Origin of the sequence: Streptomyces sp. NPDC055243, from assembly GCF_044544025.1 — a bacterium.
Lineage (GTDB): Bacteria > Actinomycetota > Actinomycetes > Streptomycetales > Streptomycetaceae > Streptomyces.
On record NZ_JBITWR010000001.1, the window covers coordinates 60744 to 75508 of the forward strand.

Annotated in this window: 14 protein-coding genes; 7 read left to right on the plus strand and 7 right to left on the minus strand. The window is 71.9% G+C overall.

Going from position 1 to position 14765, the window contains the following annotated elements; genetic code table 11:
* Positions 1-2: 2 nt before the first annotated feature.
* The 4 genes from ACIGXX_RS00320 to ACIGXX_RS00335 form a co-directional block, all read right to left on the minus strand.
* Complete coding sequence (locus ACIGXX_RS00320; protein ID WP_399971374.1) at positions 3-2069, minus strand: beta-galactosidase; 2067 nt, start codon at positions 2067-2069, stop codon at positions 3-5.
* Between the two features lie 90 nt (positions 2070-2159).
* Positions 2160-3497 carry an ABC transporter substrate-binding protein gene (locus tag ACIGXX_RS00325; protein ID WP_383816414.1) on the minus strand — a complete coding sequence of 446 codons (1338 nt, stop codon included), beginning with the start codon at positions 3495-3497 and terminating at the stop codon, positions 2160-2162.
* A gap of 66 nt (positions 3498-3563) precedes the next feature.
* The gene (locus ACIGXX_RS00330) at positions 3564-4532 is read right to left on the minus strand and encodes a carbohydrate ABC transporter permease (RefSeq protein ID WP_399971376.1); all 969 of its coding nucleotides are present in this window, start codon (positions 4530-4532) and stop codon (positions 3564-3566) included.
* A 4-nt stretch (positions 4533-4536) separates the two neighbouring features.
* Positions 4537-5463: a sugar ABC transporter permease gene (locus ACIGXX_RS00335; RefSeq protein WP_351157329.1), complete on the minus strand. Its 927-nt coding sequence runs from the start codon at positions 5461-5463 to the stop codon at positions 4537-4539.
* A gap of 349 nt (positions 5464-5812) precedes the next feature.
* Between ACIGXX_RS00335 and ACIGXX_RS00340 the strand changes: the two genes are divergently transcribed.
* From ACIGXX_RS00340 to ACIGXX_RS00370, 7 genes are all read left to right on the plus strand, one after another.
* The gene (locus ACIGXX_RS00340; protein ID WP_361473253.1) at positions 5813-6802 is read left to right on the plus strand and encodes a LacI family DNA-binding transcriptional regulator; all 990 of its coding nucleotides are present in this window, start codon (positions 5813-5815) and stop codon (positions 6800-6802) included.
* A 108-nt stretch (positions 6803-6910) separates the two neighbouring features.
* On the plus strand, positions 6911-8428 hold the full coding sequence (locus ACIGXX_RS00345; RefSeq protein ID WP_351157327.1) for an SDR family oxidoreductase: 1518 nt from the start codon (positions 6911-6913) through the stop codon (positions 8426-8428).
* A gap of 73 nt (positions 8429-8501) precedes the next feature.
* Positions 8502-9086 carry a sigma-70 family RNA polymerase sigma factor gene (locus ACIGXX_RS00350; protein WP_351157325.1) on the plus strand — a complete coding sequence of 195 codons (585 nt, stop codon included), beginning with the start codon at positions 8502-8504 and terminating at the stop codon, positions 9084-9086.
* Positions 9083-9838 carry an anti-sigma factor domain-containing protein gene (locus ACIGXX_RS00355; RefSeq protein WP_399971380.1) on the plus strand — a complete coding sequence of 252 codons (756 nt, stop codon included), beginning with the start codon at positions 9083-9085 and terminating at the stop codon, positions 9836-9838. Before ACIGXX_RS00350 ends, ACIGXX_RS00355 begins: the two co-directional genes overlap by 4 nt.
* A 13-nt stretch (positions 9839-9851) precedes the next feature.
* Positions 9852-11210, plus strand: a complete 1359-nt coding sequence (locus ACIGXX_RS00360) for a deoxyribodipyrimidine photo-lyase (RefSeq protein WP_366463523.1) — start codon at positions 9852-9854, stop codon at positions 11208-11210.
* A 306-nt stretch (positions 11211-11516) separates the two neighbouring features.
* Positions 11517-12155, plus strand: coding sequence for a fasciclin domain-containing protein (locus ACIGXX_RS00365; RefSeq protein ID WP_351158009.1), 639 nt, complete (start codon positions 11517-11519; stop codon positions 12153-12155).
* Positions 12156-12357: 202 nt separating this feature from the next.
* Entirely contained in the window at positions 12358-12933 is a 576-nt protein-coding gene (locus ACIGXX_RS00370) for a rhodanese-like domain-containing protein (RefSeq protein ID WP_351157318.1), read from the plus strand.
* 45 nt (positions 12934-12978) lie between these two features.
* On the opposite strand, the gene ACIGXX_RS00375 is transcribed toward ACIGXX_RS00370, so the two are convergent.
* Genes ACIGXX_RS00375 through ACIGXX_RS00385 form a run of 3 tightly spaced genes read right to left on the minus strand, consistent with a single transcriptional unit; the run spans position 12979 to position 14728 of the window.
* Entirely contained in the window at positions 12979-13563 is a 585-nt protein-coding gene (locus tag ACIGXX_RS00375) for an alkaline shock response membrane anchor protein AmaP (protein ID WP_399971383.1), read from the minus strand.
* Positions 13563-14546, minus strand: coding sequence for a DUF6286 domain-containing Asp23/Gls24 family envelope stress response protein (locus tag ACIGXX_RS00380; protein WP_399971385.1), 984 nt, complete (start codon positions 14544-14546; stop codon positions 13563-13565). The genes ACIGXX_RS00375 and ACIGXX_RS00380 overlap by 1 nt, the downstream gene beginning before the upstream one ends.
* Positions 14543-14728: a hypothetical protein gene (locus tag ACIGXX_RS00385; RefSeq protein ID WP_351157312.1), complete on the minus strand. Its 186-nt coding sequence runs from the start codon at positions 14726-14728 to the stop codon at positions 14543-14545. Before ACIGXX_RS00385 ends, ACIGXX_RS00380 begins: the two co-directional genes overlap by 4 nt.
* Between the last annotated feature and the right edge of the window lie 37 nt (positions 14729-14765).

A 14765-nucleotide genomic window follows, 5' to 3' on the forward strand; every position in this document is an offset into this window, starting at 1 on the left:
TGTCAGGGGTTGGTCGATCGCAGGTTGGTCGTTCGCAGGACCGCGACGTCCCTGGGCGGCAGGACGAGACCGCCGTCCGCGGCATCCCGGGACCCGCCGATCAGGACGTCTCCGGTCAGTCCGGGCAGCGGCACGGTGTCGTCCGTCCGGTTGACCAGGAACAGGTAGCGGCTGTCGGCGTCCCGGCGTACGGCCAGCTCGACGCGTCCGCGCGCGGGGGCGGGCAGTTCGCTGCCGACTCCGGCCGCGGCGAGGAGCCGCGGCAGCAGGGCGGCGAGGCCGTCCGTGCCGAGCCGGGTGGAGACGTACGCCGCCGAACCCCGCCCGGCCGCACGGCGGGTGACGGCCGGACGCTCGGCGTACGCACCGGTGCGGTACCGGGCGAGGACCTCCACCTCCGGCCCCGTGACGGTGATCCGGTCGCTCCACACCGTGCCCGTGGTGGCGTTGTCCAGCTCGACCGTGTCGTCGGCGAGCAGCGGCCCGAACTCCTCGACGCGGATGCCGAGCAGGTCGCGCAGTGCTCCTGGATAGCCGCCGAGCCAGATGTGGTCGTTCTCGTCGACGATGCCGGAGAAGTAGGTCGTGATCAGATGGCCGCCGCCCTCGGCATAGCGCGTGAGGTCCTTGGCCAGCGCCTCGGGGACCACGTGCAGCACGGGCGCGATCAGGACGTCGTACGGGGCGAGTTCGGTCCGCCTGGTCACGACGTCGGCGCGGACGCCGAGGGCCAGGAGCGCGGAGTACCAGTCCAGGGCCTCCTGATGGTAGTCGAGGAGGGAGGTGGGGTGGGAGTCCTGCTCGCTTGCCCACCACGAATCCCAGTCGAACAGGACGGCCACGCGCGCCGGTTCGCGCTCGGTCCCCGCGACGGGCGCGAGCGCCTTCAGGGTCTGCCCCAGGCCGGTCACCGCGCGGAACAGCTCACTGTCGGCTCCGGCGTGCGGCACCATCGCCGAGTGGTACTTCTCGGCGCCGGCCGCCGACTGGCGCCACTGGAAGAAGCACACGGCGTCGGCGCCGTGCGCGACGTGCAGCAGGGAGTCGCGGGCCAGGTCGCCCTCGCGCTTGGCCAGGTTGACCGGCTGCCAGTTGACGGCGCTGGTGGAGTGCTCCATGAGGAACCACGGGCGGTGGCCCGCGATGGAGCTGGTGAGGTTGGCGGAGAAGGACAGCTCGTCCCGGGCCTGCGGCCCCGGCACCACGTAGTGGTCGTTCGAGACGAAGTCGATCTCACCCGCCCAGTCGGCGTAGTCCATGCCCTTGGTGCCGCCCATCACCATGAAGTTCGTGGTGATGGGCACCTGCGGTGTCAGCTCGCGCAGGACGTCGCGCTCCGCCCGCAGGTACTCCTTCAGCGCGTCCGAGGAGAAGCGCTTGAAGTCCAGTTGCTGGGTGGGGTTCGGGTGCGAAGCCGCGAGCCGAGGGGGCAGGATCTGTTGCCAGTCGCTGTAGCGCTGCGCCCAAAAGGCCGTGCCCCAGGCGTGGTTGAGGCCGTCGAGGGTGGTGTAGCGGGCGCGCAGCCAGTCGCGGAAGGCGCGGGCCGCGTCGTCGGAGTAGTCGTAGATGTTGTGGCAGCCCAGCTCGTTCGACACGTGCCAGGCCACCAGGGCCGGGTGCTCGGCATAGCGCCCGGCCATCGCGCGCACCAGGCGCAGCGCGTGCTCGCGGAAAACGGGCGAGGTCGGCCTCCAGTGCTGGCGCGCCCCCGGCCACACCGTCTCACCGGACGCGGTCACCGGAAGGATCTCCGGGTGCGCCGCGGTGAGCCAGGGCGGCGGGGACGCGGTGGCGGTGGCCAGGTCGACCCCGATGCCGCCCGCGTGCAGCAGGTCCATGACCTCGTCGAGCCATGCGAAGTCCCAGGTGTCCCGGTCCGGTTGGATGCGGGCCCAGGAGAAGATCCCCACGGAGACGATGTTCACGCCGGCCTCGCGCATCAGCCGGACGTCCTCCTCCCAGACCGCGCGCGGCCACTGTTCGGGGTTGTAGTCGGCGCCGTACACGAGCCGGGGTGTGGCGTCACCGTCCGGTCCGCGCAGCAGCCGGGACGGGAGGGTGGGGGGCATGGTGGTCCTTCCGGGGAGTGTTGCTCGGGGGTGCAAGGGAGTGCTCGGGGGTGCTGGGGACGTACCAGGAAGTGCGGTCGTGGCGCCGCGTCACTTCTGGACGCTGAAGCCCTGCTCGGAGCCGTACTTCACGGAGGCGTCCTGCCAGGACTTCAGGCCCTTGGACAGGGGAGTGCCGGAGACGTAGGCCTTGCCCGCGGTGTCGTTGAAGACCGAGTTGGCGTACACCTGGTAGGGCAGGTACTTCCAGTCGTCGGCGACGTTCGCCGCGGACTCGGCGAAGACCTTGTTGGCCTTCTGGCCGCCGAAGTAGGGGAACTCGGTGTCCTGGAACGCCTTGGACTTCAGGTCCTTGGTGGTCGCCGGGAAGGCGCCCTCCGAGATGCGGGTCTGCACGCCCTTGCCGGAGTTGGCGTACTCGACGAAGGCGTACGCCAGTTCCTTGTTCTTGCCGAGCTCCGGCAGGGCCAGCGAGCTGCCGCCGTTCTCGGCGCTGGCCTTGGCGCCCGCGGTCCACTGCGGCAGCGGCGCCGCGCGCCAGTCGCCGGAGGCCTCCTTCACGCCGGAGGCGAAGTTGGCGGGCATCCAGGCGCCGGTGGGCAGGGTCGCGACGGTGCCGTCGCCGAAGGCCTTGTACCACTCGTCGGTCCACGGGTTGATCGACGCGACGAGCTTCTCGTCGATGAGCTTCTGCCAGGTCTCGGTGTAGGCGCGGGCGCCCTTGTCGGAGAAGTCGATGCCCACCTTGGTGCCGTCGACCTTGTAGGGGCGTGAACCGGCCTGCCACAGGAGGCTGGTGGTCAGGCCCGCGTCTCCGGTGTCGCTGGCGATGTACGCCTTCGGGTCGGCCTTGTGCAGCTTGCGGGCGGCCTGGAGGTACTCGTCCCAGGTCGTCGGCACCTTGATCTTGTGCTTGTCGAAGACCTTCTTGTTGTAGAAGAGGGCCATGGGGCCGGAGTCCATCGGCAGGGCGTAGACGCCGTCACCGGACTTCACCGCGTTCCACGGGCCCGGCGAGTAGGAGTCGGCGAGCTTGTCCGCGCCGAAGGGGGTGAGGTCGGTGACGGACTTCGTCAGGGCGTACTGGCTCAGCGCGTAGTACTCGACCTGCGCGACGTCGGGGACGCCCTTCTTCGCCGAGATGGCGTTCTGGAGGGCGGTGTACTGGTCCTTGTTCGTGCCGGCGTTCACCAACTCGACGTCGACGCGGGGGTGTTCCTTCTCGAAGTCGGTGACGACCTTGTCGAGGGTGGGCTCCCACGCCCACACCTTGACCTTGCCGCCCTTCTTCAGGGCCGCCTCGATGTCCGCGGCCGAGACCTGCTTCTGGCCGGAGTCGTCGTCGGAGCCGCCGCAGGCGGTCGCCCCCAGGGCGAGGGCGCAGACGAGACCTATGCCGCGCAGCAGGCGGCGGGTGTTCTTGGGCATGGCGATGCTTCCACTTCTCCGTGGTCCTACAAGGGGGTGGAACAGGGGTCGACTGGCGTGCGGGAGTTACTCCTTGACGCTTCCGGCGGCCAGCCCCGACTGCCAGTACTTCTGAAGCAGCAGGAACGCGGCGATCAGCGGCAGGACGGTGATGAGCGAACCGGTGATCACCAGGTGGAAGACGGGGTCGCCGCCCGCGGTCGCGGCCTGGGCGTTCCAGCTGTCCAGGCCCAGGGTCAGCGGGTACCAGTCCGGGTCCTTGAGCATGATCAGCGGCAGGAAGTAGTTGTTCCAGGTCGCGACCATCGTGAACAGCAGGACGGTCACGGTTCCCGGCGCGAGCAGGGGCAGGGCGACCTGGAAGAAGGTGCGCAGCTCGCTGGCCCCGTCGATGCGGGCCGCCTCCATCAGCTCGGTGGGGATGGCCTCGGTGGCGAAGACCCACATCAGATAGAGGCCGAAGGGCGAGATGAGCGAGGGGATGAGGACGGCCCAGGGGGTGTCGGTCAGGCCCATCTTGCTGAACATCAGGAAGGTGGGCACCGCGAGGGCCGTACCGGGCACGGCGACGGCACCGATGACGACGGCGAAGACGGCGCGCTTGCCGAGAAAGTCGAACTTCGCGAGCGCGTAGCCGCCGAGGACCGCGAGGAAGGTGGCGCCCCCGGCCCCGACCACCACGTACAGCAGGGTGTTGAGGAACCAGCGGGTGAAGACGCCGTCGTTGTACGTGAACGTGGCGCTGATGTTGTCCCACAGGGCGAAGTCCCCGCCGAACCACAGGCCGAACGAACCGGCGAGCCCCTCCTGGGTCTTGGTGGCGCTGATCACCAGCCACAGCAGCGGTACCAGGCTGTAGAGCAGGACGAGGCTCGTGAGCACGGTGAGCAGGACGCTGCGCCGGGGGCGGCCCGCGGTGTGCCGGCGGGACGTGCGGACCCGCGGTGTGCGCAGCCGGGGCGCGGCGCCCGGGGCGCGGGCGGGGGCGGGAACGGTGGGGGAGGCGGTGGTGACGGGGCTGCTGGGTCCGGTCATCGGGTCACGCTCCCTTGCGCATGCCGCGCAGCTGGACGACGTACGCGATGACCATGGTGATCAGGCCCATGACGATGGCGACCGTCGCGGAGTAGTTCTGCTGCTGGCCGGAGAAGGACAGCGAGTACGTGTAGAGGTTCGGGGTGTAGTCGGTGGTGATGGCGTTGGGCGCGAGGTTCTGCAGGATGCTCGGCTCGTTGAACAGCTGGAAGCTGCCGATGATCGAGAAGATCGTCGCGATGACCAGGGCGCCGCGGATCGCGGGGAGTTTGATGGCCGTGATGACGCGGAGCTGACCGGCGCCGTCGATCTCCGCAGCCTCGTAGAGGGAGTGCGGGATGACGCGGAGCGCCGAGTAGAAGATCAGCATGTTGTAGCCCACGAACTCCCAGGTGACGATGTTGCCGATCGACGCGAGGACCAGCGAGGGCGAGAGCGGGTCGGGCAGCGAGACGCCCAGGGCGTCGTTGATGTCGCCCACGAGCCCGAAGCGGGTGCCGTACATGAAGCCCCACATCAGCGAGGCCACCACGGCGGGTACGGCGTAGGGCAGGAAGACCGAGATCCGGAAGAAGTCCTTGCCGTACAGGCGGCCGCTGTCCAGCGCGAGGGCCACGAGCAGGGCGATGCCCAGCATGATCGGGACCTGGACCGCCAGGAACAGCGAGACCCGGCCCAGGCCCGCCCAGAACTGGCTGTCGGTCAGGGCCTGTTCGTAGTTGTCGAGGCCCACGAACGTGGTGCCGCCGATGAGTTGGTCACGGAAGAGGCTGAGGTAGACCGAGTAGGCGAGGGGCGCCAGGAAGACCAGGGCGAAGACCGCCACGAAGGGGCCGATGAAACCCCAGCCCGTCCAGGAACGGCGGTTCCGTGGAGAGGGGGGTGGAGCGGGACGCCGCGCCGCGGCCCCCTCTAGGTGAAGCGTCGTCATGTTCTTCCTCGCTCGTCCATCTCGGAGCCGGCGTCACGTGCCGCGATGTTTGCGTAAACATCGCGGTGTGACAAGGGCCTGAGCCAGGCGCCGCTGAGTGTTATGTTTACGTAAACATTCGGTGGCGGAATGTCTACACCGCCCCGATGGCGACGGTCAAGGGTCGCTGGAGAAGACTGAGTTGGACGCGGCGGGCGAGACGGTGGGAGCAAGGGAGACAGTGGAAGCAACGGACAGCACCCCGGTGAGCGGCACTCCGGCGAGCGGCATTCCGGTGAGCAGCGCCCCGGGGGAACGCACGGCAGAACGCATGGCGGAACGGGCCGGGCGCCGCGGGCACAGTGCGTCCATGGCCGACGTGGCCCGGCTCGCCGGCGTGTCCTCGCAGACCGTCTCCCGCGTCTCCAACGGGTACTCGGGCGTCACCGAGGAGACCCGCATGCAGGTGCTCGGCGCCATGAAGGAACTCGGCTACCGGCCCAACAGTGCGGCCCGCGCCCTCAAACGCGGCGAGTTCCGCACCATCGGCCTGATCACCTTCACCCTCTCCACCACGGGCAACGTACGCACCATCGACGCGATCGCCACCTCCGCGGCGCAGGAGGGGTACGCCGTCACCCTGCTCCCCGTCGCCGTCCCCACCCAGGACGAGGTGCGCGGCGCCTTCTCGCGGCTCGGGGAGCTCGCCGTCGACGCCGTCATCGTCATCATGGAGAAGCACCTGCTCGACGCGGCGGCCCTCTCCCTGCCTCCCCATGTCCAGGTCGTCGTGGCCGACTCGGACGCGGGGGACCGCTACACCGTGGTCGACACCGACCAGGCGGGCGGCACCCGCGACGCCGTCAGGCACCTGCTCGACCTCGGCCACCGGACCGTGTGGCACCTCGCGGGACCCGAGGACTCGTACGCCGCGCAACGCCGCGCCGACGCCTGGCGAGCGACGCTGGAGGAGGCCGGACGCGTCCCGCCACCGCTCGTGCGCGGCGACTGGTCGGCGGAGTCCGGCTACCGGGCCGGGCTCGGCATCGCCGAACAGGCGGACTGCACGGCGGTGTTCGCCGCCAACGACCAGATGGCCCTCGGCCTGCTGCGCGCCCTGCACGAACGCGGCCGCGAGGTGCCCGCCGACGTCAGCGTCATCGGCTTCGACGACATCCCCGAGTCCGGTTCCTTCCAGCCGCCCCTGACCACCGTCCACCAGGACTTCGCCGAAGTGGGGCGCCGCTGCGTCGAGGGCGTCCTGCGCCAGATGCGGCAGAGCACGCCGGAGCGCGGCACCACGCTGGTGCCCACGAGGCTCGTCCAGCGCCGGAGCACCGCACCGCCGCCTGCGCTCTGATCGCCCTGACAGCCCTGACAGCCCTGACCGCGCGCGAGAGGCCGTCCCCGGGAGATGGTGGAGCCGAGGACTGGCGGGACGTGGCGTGACTTGAGGCCGGAGGTGCCCATGGACAGCGGCGAAGGTGCGCAGGGGCTGCGCTGCCTGGTGACCGGGGCGACCGGTTACATCGGGGGGCGCCTCGTCCCCGAGCTGCTCGACGCCGGGCACCAGGTGCGGTGCCTGGCCCGCTCGCCCGAGAAGCTGCGCGACTACCCCTGGGCCGGGCGGGCCGACGTGGTGCGGGGCGACGCGTCCGACGCCGAGTCGGTCGGCGCGGCCATGCGGGACATCGACGTCGCGTACTACCTCATTCACGCGCTCGGCACCGGATCCGGCTTCGAGAAGACGGACCGCACCTCGGCCCGGATCTTCGCCGAGCAGGCCCGCGCCGCCGGCGTGCGGCGCATCGTGTACCTGGGCGGGCTCACCCCCGAGGGCGTACCGGAACAGGAGCTGTCGCCGCACCTGCGCTCACGGGCCGAAGTGGGCCGCATCCTCCTGGAGTCCGGCGTACCGACCACCATGCTCCGCGCCGCCGTCATCATCGGCTCCGGCTCCGCGTCCTTCGAGATGCTGCGCTACCTCACCGAGCGCCTGCCCGTCATGGTCACGCCGAGCTGGGTGCGCACCCGGATCCAGCCGATCGCCGTGCGCGACGTCCTTCGCTACCTCGTGGGCAGCGCCACCATGCCCGACGAGGTCAGCCGCGCCTTCGACATCGGCGGCCCGGACGTCGTCACCTACCGCGACATGATGCGCCAGTACGCCATCGTGGCGAAGCTGCCCCACCGCCTCATCGTGCCCGTCCCCATGCTGACCCCGCGCCTCTCCAGCCACTGGGTCGGCCTGATCACCCCCGTACCGGCCTCCATCGCCCGGCCCCTCGCCGAGTCGCTGCGCTACGAAGTCGTCTGCCACGAGCACGACATCGCCGACCACGTCCCCGACGCACCCGGCGTCCCGATCAGCTTCGACAAGGCGCTCGCCCTGGCCCTCGAACGCGTGAAGGAGGCCAAGGTCAGCACTCGGTGGTCGTCAGCCTCCGTGCCCGGCGCCCCCAGCGACCCGCTGCCCACCGACCCCGACTGGGCGGGCGGCAGCCTCTACACCGACCGGCGCGAACAGACCGTGGCCGCCTCGCCCGAAGCCCTGTGGCGCGTGGTCGAAGGCGTCGGCGGGGACAACGGCTGGTACTCCTTCCCGCTGGCCTGGGCGGTGCGCGGCTGGCTCGACCGGCTCGTCGGCGGGGTCGGCCTGCGGCGGGGCCGCCGCGACGCCGAGCGGCTGCGGGTGGGCGACTCGCTGGACTTCTGGCGCGTCGAGGAGATCGAACCGGGGCGGCTGCTGAGGCTGCGGGCCGAGATGCGACTGCCGGGTCTCGCCTGGCTGGAGATGTACGCGGAACAGGACGACAAGGGCCGCACCCGCTACCGGCAGCGGGCGCTGTTCCATCCGCACGGCCTGCTGGGGCACGCATACTGGTGGAGCGTCTCGCCGTTCCACGCGCTCGTCTTCGGCGGCATGGCCCGCAACATCACACGGACGGCCGAACAGCGCACCGCGGGAACCACGCGGAAATCGTGACCCACGGCCAATCCGGCGACGCACCGGCTCCGAATCACCTGTGAAGGCGACCAGCGTCCAGGAGGATCACCGGGTGAACGAAGTGGTGCACATCAGCGGGGCCCCCTCCGCGGGCCCCGATCTGGCCGAGCTGCTGAGCCGGGTGGCCCGCGGCGACCAGCAGGCGTTCGCCTCGCTGTACGACGCGGTCAGCTCCCCCGTCCTGGGCCTGGTGCGCACGGTGCTGCGCGATCCGGCCCAGTCCGAGGAGGTCGCCCAGGAGGTGCTCGTGGAGGTGTGGCGCACCGCCGCGCGCTACCGCCAGGAGCGGGGAAGCGTCATGAACTGGGTCCTGACGATGGCGCACCGCAGGGCGGTGGACCGCGTGCGGTCCGTACAGGCGTCGGCCGAGCGCGACCACAAGGCGGCGCTGCTCGAACGCACACCGGCCTTCGACGAGGTGAGCGAACAGGTGGAGAACCGCTTGGAGCGCGAGCAGGTGCGCCGCTGCCTGCGCAACCTGACCGAACTGCAGAGACAGTCGGTCACCCTGGCCTACTACCGCGGGCTGACCTACCGGGAGGTCGGAGAGCTGCTCTCCGTGCCCCTGGGGACGGTCAAGACCCGGCTGCGGGACGGCCTGATCCGGCTGCGCGACTGCCTGGGGGTGAGCGCATGAGCACCGCCGATCTGCACACGATGACGGGCGCGTACGTCCTGCACGCCCTCTCGGACGAGGAGCGCACGGACTTCGAGCGGCACCTGGAGACGTGCGAGGCCTGCGCCCAGGAGGTGCGCGAACTGGCCGCCACGGCAGGACGTCTTGCCCGCGCCGTGTCGGTCGCCCCTCCGCCGGCCATGAAGGCCGAGGTGCTGCGGCAGATCGCCACGGTCCGCCAACTGCCCCCGCATACGCCCGCACCGGGGAGGACCACCGGCGGGACGGGCCGTGGACGGCAGCTGTCCCGCTTCGCCCTCGCCGCCTGCCTGGCGGTCGCCGCGGGGTTCGGCGGGATCGCCGTGTGGCAGCACCAGCGGGCCGAGGACGCGGGCGAGCGTACGCAGCAGGCGCAGCGCCAGGCCGAGCAGCTGGCCCAGGTGCTCGCCGCGCCGGACGCCAAGGCGTCCACCGCCCGGCTCGCCGACGGTGCGACCGGCACGGTCGTGGTGGCCAAGAGCCTGGACCAGGCCGCCTTCGTGGCGGCCAAGATGCCCCGGCCGCCGTCCGGCAAGGTCTATCAACTGTGGTTCAACGACGACGGGACGATGCGCTCGGCCGGTCTGATGGATCCGGCGCGCGGCACCGAAGCGGTGCTGCTCGACGGCCCGGTGGACCAGGCGTCCGGCATCGGCATCACCGTGGAGCCGACGGGCGGCTCCGAGGAGCCGACGTCCGACCCGGTGGCCCTGATGAACTTCCCCACGGCATGAGGAGCCGCAGCAAGTGACTGTCTCGATCGTTCTGTTCACCTCCGACCTGCGCCTGCACGACAATCCGGCGCTGCGGGCCGCCCTGCGCGAAGCGGACCGGATCGTGCCGCTGTTCGTGTACGACGACGGGCTGCGGGCCACGGGCTTCGCCGTGCCCAACCGCGATGCCTTCCTCGCCGACTGCCTGGCGGATCTGGACACGGGCCTGCGCAAGCGCGGCGGTCGCCTCGTGGTCCGCAGCGGAGACGTCGTCGACCAGGTCCGGAGGGTGGCTTCGGAGACCGGGGCGGAGCGGGTGCACGTCGCGGCCGGGGTGAGCCGGTACGCGACGCGGCGCGAGGAGCGGCTGCGGGACGCGCTGGACGGCTCCGGCTGCCGCCTGGTCGTGCACGACGCGGTCGTCACGGCCGTCGCCCCGGGCGAGCTGCTCCCGTCCGGGAAGGACCACTACGCCGTGTTCACCCCGTACTTCCGGCGCTGGACGGCGGAGGGCGTACGAGATGTCCTGGCCGCACCGCGCACGGTGCAGGTCGCCGACGTGGCGTCGGACCCGGTGCGGCCGCGCGCGGAGATCACCGGAGTCTCGCCGGGACTCGACGCCGGGGGCGAGAACGCAGGGCGCAAGCGGCTGCGGGCCTGGCTGTCCGGCGACATCGCGGGGTACGAGGACGGCCAGGACGACATCGCCGCCGATGCCACCTCGCGCCTCTCGCCCCACCTCCACTTCGGCTCCCTCTCGGCGACCGAAGTCGTCCACGAGGCCACCCGTGAGGGCTCACCGGGGGCGCAGGCCTTCATCCGGCAGCTGGCCTGGCGCGACTTCCACCACCAGGTCCTCGCGGCCCGCCCGGACGCGGCCGCCCAGGACTACCGCTCGCGCGGCGACCGGTGGCGCACCAACAAGAAGGAGACCGCCGCCTGGCTCGACGGGCGCACCGGCTACCCCTTCGTGGACGCGGCGATGCGGCAGCTGCGCCACGAGGGCTGGATGCACAACCGCGGGCGCATGGTGGTGGCGAGCTTCCTCACCAAGACCCTCTACGTGGACTGGCGGGTGGGCGCCCGGCACTTCCTGAGCCTCCTGGTGGACGGCGACGTCGCCAACAACCAGATGAACTGGCAGTGGGCGGCGGGCACCGGGACCGACACCCGGCCCAACCGGGTCCTCAATCCCGTGATCCAGGGCAAGCGCTTCGACCCGGGCGGCAGCTACGTACGCCGCTGGCTGCCCGAACTCGCCGCGGTCCCGGACCGGTTCGTCCACGAGCCGTGGAAGCTCCCGGACGCGGACCGGGCGGACATCGACTACCCCGACCCGATCGTCGAACTGGCCGAGGGCCGCGCCCGCTTCGAGCAGGCCCGCGGCGCCTGACCACGGCAGGGGCGCTTGAAGGGCACCGGCACGCCTGCCCGGCGCAGGGGCGGGTGTGCCCGATCGGGTGAATGTGGTCCGAGACCAATCCCCGGCCCGCCCGGTGACGAATTCCCTGTGTGAGCGAAGAACGGAAGACGTGGGGACGGTGCGCACGGTCGGTGCGCCCGGCGCTCGGTGCCGAAGGCCCCGGGGCCGCTTCCGCCGACGCGACCGGCCGGTACCCGGCGGCGGCCCCCGTGCCCTGATGCCGCCTGCTTCCGGCCACCCCCATGCCTGCAACGACGCAAGGAGAAGACCATGTCCATGTACTCCACCCGAATTCGCCGCACCGCGGTCGCCGTCGCCGCCGCCGCGATGCTGCCGATCGCCCTGACGGCGTGCTCGGACAGCGGCGACAAGGACACCAAGGCCGCGGACGCCACGCCCAGCGCGAAGCAGTCCGAGGCGGACGACGCCATGACCGCGGACGAGCCGTTCGGACCGGCCTGTTCGTCGGTCCCCAAGAGCGGCTCGGGCTCCTTCGACGGGATGGCGAAGGACCCGGTCGCCACCGCCGCGTCGAACAACCCGGAGCTGTCCACCCTCGTCACCGCGGTGAAGAAGGCCGGTCTTGTCGACACCCTGAACAACGCGAAGGACGTCACGGTGTTCGCGCCGACCAACGACGCCTTCGCGAAGATCCCGAAGGCCGACCTGGACAAGGTCCTCAACGACAAGGCCATGCTCACCAAGATCCTTACGTACCACGTGGTGGGCCAGAAGCTGACGCCGCAGCAGCTGGAGAACGGTTCCTACGAGACGTTGGAGAAGAGCAAGCTCACCACCGCGGGCTCCGGCACGGAGTACAAGGTCAACGACACGTCGAAGGTGGTCTGCGGCAACGTCCCGACGGCCAACGCCACGGTCTACATCGTCGACACCGTCCTGATGCCGAAGAGCTGACGGTCACCGCCGGAAGCCTCCGCAGCCCCGTCCGGGGGCTGCGGAGGCTTCCGGCGGTCTGGGCTCTGTGGTCCGCGCGGTCGGTGCGGTCGGTGTCGTGTGTGTGGTCGGTGTGGTCCGTGCGTGATCGGGAACCCGGCCCTGGCCCGTGCGCACCCTGCCGGGGTGAGAGCCTTGGCGCAACGAAAGGACGGCCCCCCACATGACTCCCCCCACCGATCTGGCCCCCACCGATCTGTCCCCCGCGCAGGCGGCGGCCCACCTGGGCGACTACACCGTCGTCGACGTCCGCACCCCCGGCGAGTACGCATCCGGGCACCTCCCCGGAGCCCACAACATCCCCGTGGACCAGCTGAACACGGCGCTGCCCGAGCTCAAGGCCGCCGCCGCCCGCGGTGTGCTCCTGATGGTCTGCGCCTCCGGCGTCCGCTCCGCCACCGCGTGCGCCGAGCTGGCCGCCGCCGACATCCCCGCGGCCATCCTCGTCGGCGGCACCACCGCCTGGGCCGCGCAGGGCCACCCGCTCCAGCCCTCCGAAGGCGCACCGACGGCCTGGGCGATGGATCGCCAGGTCCGTCTTGCCGCCGGGTCCCTCGTCGTCCTCGGTCTCGCCGCCGGAACCCGCTTCCGGCCCGCGCGCTGGCTGGCCGCCGGTGTCGGCGCGGGCCTGGTCTTCTCGGCCGTCACCGACACCTGCGGCATGGCGGCGGTCCTCGCCCGGCTTCCCCACAACCGCCCTCGCGCCACGGACCTCCGCACCACGCTGGAAGCCCTGTAGCCGAGGCCTGACGGCCAAGGCCCTGTACTTCAAGCCCTGGAGTCGTCAGTGGATGCGGCGCGTCCGGTGCGGGCGGGTCGTGAGGCGCACCTCCGCCTCCAGGGAGCGGGGCGCTGCCGCCGCCCGTGCCTCGGCGACGGTGTCCCGGGCGAGCTCGCGCAGCACCGCTTCCGGTGCGGCGTCGGGGTCCAGGACCAGCGTGATGCGGGCCCGCAGCCGCCGCGGCCGTCCGAGCAGGCGCACGTGGGCGCGGGCCACGCCGTCCACGGTCCGGGCGCGCTCGGCCATCACGGAGGCCAGCGCCGTGGCGGAGAGAGTGACGCCGGGCTGCCCGAGCGGGAGTTCGCGCAGCCGTCCGGTGCGGATCTGGGCGGCGGCCCAGCAGAGGAACAGGACGGCGCCGACGGCCAGCGCGGTGATCACGACGGGCGTCCACCAGCCGTGCTCGCGCCAGCGGTCCAGCAGCTCTTGATCCAGCCACACCCGGTCGTCGCCGACGCGGGGCAGGCCCGAGGGCAGCCGATCGCGCACGGGAGCGGTCGCGGTGGCCAGCGCGGCTCCCGCGGTCAGGAGAACGGCCGCCACGCAGAACAGAGTCGAGCGGTTGGCGCCGCCGCGGAGCCGGCTCATCAGGGGGTGCTCCGTTCCGCCGCGGCGGGCCCGCTCCCGGGCCCGCTCCCTGACTCGATCCCGGGCCCGGGGGCACGCCAGGCCGGTTCGGTCTTCAACCGGACCCGCAGCCGCAGCGGTCTGGCGAGGCCGAGCCCCGCGGTCGCCCCCTCTGCGGCCTCGGTCACCGCCCGCCGTGCGCCGTTCAGCTCACCGAACTGCAACCCCGCGCGCACCCGTGCGGTACGGCGGCCGACCCGGACCCGGACCCGGCCCACCCCGGGCACGTCGGTCACGGCGTCCCGCAGGAACACCGCGACCGCCCTGCGCTCCAGGACCGCGCGCACCCCCGGCAGCGGCGGCCTCATCGGCAGACCGCTGCGGCGCCCCGGCGTGACGGCCGCGACCAGCAGCCACACGCCGAGCGCGAACACGGCGAGCGCCGCGAGGGCGCCCGAGGTCGTGGGGTCCGGGCCGTGCGTGGAGAGCCACTCCAGCGTCTCCACCCGCCACCGCGCGGGAGCGCGATCGGCCGCGTGCACGGACACCACGTCGAACAGCAGCACCGCGCAGGCAGCGGCGGCGGCGAGGGCGAACACCGCGACAGGAAGGCGGCGTTGGGACCACGGGCGGTGCGCGCGGGCCGGGGCCGCCCCCGCGGAATCGGAGGCGGCCACCGGCGGCGCCGGCTGCCCGGCGGACCGCTCCCGGCGGGACAGACGCCGGACGCGGATCCGTGCCGAGGGCACGGTGAGGCCGGTGAGCCGGGCGGTGCGCTCGGCGACGTGCGAGCGCACGCTCTCGCCCGCCTCGTCGAGGACGGCCGGATAGGGCAGGCTCACGGTGACGCCCACCTGGGCCCGCCGGCCGCGTACGGTCGCCGATCCCCGGCTGACCTCGACCGCGCCAGGTGCCAGGGCCTCGGTCGCGGCGCGCTCGGCGATGCGGCGCACCGCGCGGTCCGCGACCGTGGTCGTACCGCGCTCCGCGGCGGGCGTGGTCATCGGCGCTCCCGGTCACGCCCGCCGAGGAAGGCACGCACATCCGTGCCCTCGTCCACGAGCCGTCCCAGGACGAAGCCGACCGCGCCGAGCGCGGCGACCAGCAGGAACGCGCCGAAGCCGCCGAACCATCCGGCGAATCCCAGGGCCATGCCCGCCAACAGACCGACCAGAGCTGTGCTCACCACTCACCTCACACCACAGAAAAGGGACGTCTCGCAC

Bases quoted from the DNA above. Each gene is read 5' to 3' on its own strand.
- ACIGXX_RS00320 (WP_399971374.1), bottom strand. From the start codon at position 2,069: ATGCCCCCCACCCTCCCGTCCCGGCTGCTGCGCGGACCGGACGGTGAC.
- ACIGXX_RS00325 (WP_383816414.1), bottom strand. From the start codon at position 3,497: ATGCCCAAGAACACCCGCCGCCTGCTGCGCGGCATAGGTCTCGTCTGC.
- ACIGXX_RS00330 (WP_399971376.1), bottom strand. From the start codon at position 4,532: ATGACCGGACCCAGCAGCCCCGTCACCACCGCCTCCCCCACCGTTCCC.
- ACIGXX_RS00335 (WP_351157329.1), bottom strand. From the start codon at position 5,463: ATGACGACGCTTCACCTAGAGGGGGCCGCGGCGCGGCGTCCCGCTCCA.
- ACIGXX_RS00340 (WP_361473253.1), top strand. From the start codon at position 5,813: ATGGCCGACGTGGCCCGGCTCGCCGGCGTGTCCTCGCAGACCGTCTCC.
- ACIGXX_RS00345 (WP_351157327.1), top strand. From the start codon at position 6,911: ATGGACAGCGGCGAAGGTGCGCAGGGGCTGCGCTGCCTGGTGACCGGG.
- ACIGXX_RS00355 (WP_399971380.1), top strand. From the start codon at position 9,083: ATGAGCACCGCCGATCTGCACACGATGACGGGCGCGTACGTCCTGCAC.
- ACIGXX_RS00365 (WP_351158009.1), top strand. From the start codon at position 11,517: ATGTACTCCACCCGAATTCGCCGCACCGCGGTCGCCGTCGCCGCCGCC.
- ACIGXX_RS00370 (WP_351157318.1), top strand. From the start codon at position 12,358: ATGACTCCCCCCACCGATCTGGCCCCCACCGATCTGTCCCCCGCGCAG.
- ACIGXX_RS00375 (WP_399971383.1), bottom strand. From the start codon at position 13,563: ATGAGCCGGCTCCGCGGCGGCGCCAACCGCTCGACTCTGTTCTGCGTG.
- ACIGXX_RS00380 (WP_399971385.1), bottom strand. From the start codon at position 14,546: ATGACCACGCCCGCCGCGGAGCGCGGTACGACCACGGTCGCGGACCGC.